This is a genomic window from Mesorhizobium sp. M7A.F.Ca.US.006.04.2.1 (genome assembly GCF_004022915.1).
GTDB lineage: Bacteria > Pseudomonadota > Alphaproteobacteria > Rhizobiales > Rhizobiaceae > Mesorhizobium > Mesorhizobium ciceri.
Genome location: NZ_RZQA01001395.1, coordinates 1 through 937 on the forward strand (window position 1 = coordinate 1; position 937 = coordinate 937).

Below are 937 nucleotides of genomic sequence, written 5' to 3' on the forward strand. Positions count from 1 at the left end.
GGCGAGAGTCGCTACCGTACGCCCGACTTGAATTGTGCGTTAGTGCATTGGCAGGATGTTCTGGTTCAGGCGGAACAGATTGTCCGGATCGTATCTGTGCTTGATCTTGGCGAGCCTCGCATAGGCTTCAGCTCCCAAGGCGTCGCGTACGAGGTCCGCTCCTTCGCCATGGCCGGGGAAGTTCAGATAGAGGCGCCCGGTCGAGTAGCGCTGCACGTCCTGCCAGAAGCTGCGAACCCAGCCGATGTTCGCATCGTCCTCGTCAGCGCCTGGCCAAATGGCATCGAGGCTGAGCATGAAGGGCATGGAGCGGTCGCCGAAGGCAGTCTCATCGGCTGCAACGCGCTGGACGAAACCGCCGAACTTCCAGATCGAGGCGAAGGTCATTTCGGAGGGCCGCTTCGCCATCCGTACCGTGATCTCCCCGATGGCCTCGTCGTCCAGGCGCGAGAGGTAGGTGGATTTCCAGTAGCAGCGGTCGCGGCCTTTCGGGAACAGCCCGTCATAGAGCGACTGGATGGTGCGATATGGCATGCGGCCGCTGAAATCGACGAGCGGTTCCCCAAAACTGCGCAACGGCGCCACGACCCGCTCGCCCTCGTCGGCCGGTCCGTCATAGACATGCGCGAGCGCCAGGACGCGCCGGCCCCTTGCATGCTCGGGGATCGAGGGATCGTCGGGCAGCGTCGAGAATTCCGCCAGGCCGCTCAGGCGATCGGGTGCGGTCTGCATGAAGTCGCGCCAGAGTGGAATGATCTCGTTGGCGCGCTCTTCGGGATAGGCCGGACCGCATAACATCAGCTCCGGCTCGATCGGATGCAGCTTGAACTCGAAGCTCGTCACCACGCCGAAATTGCCGCCGCCGCCGCGCAGCGCCCAGAAGAGATCCGGGTTCTGGGTCGCGTCGGCATGGATGAGGCGGCCATCGGCGGTCACC

At 63.8% G+C, this 937-nt stretch carries 1 protein-coding gene; it reads right to left on the reverse strand.

The features are described 5' to 3' along the window. Positions 1-39: 39 nt before the first annotated feature. Positions 40-937: BBE domain-containing protein (locus EN925_RS37575; RefSeq protein WP_164894749.1), on the reverse strand; the 898-nt coding region annotated here is incomplete at its 5' end.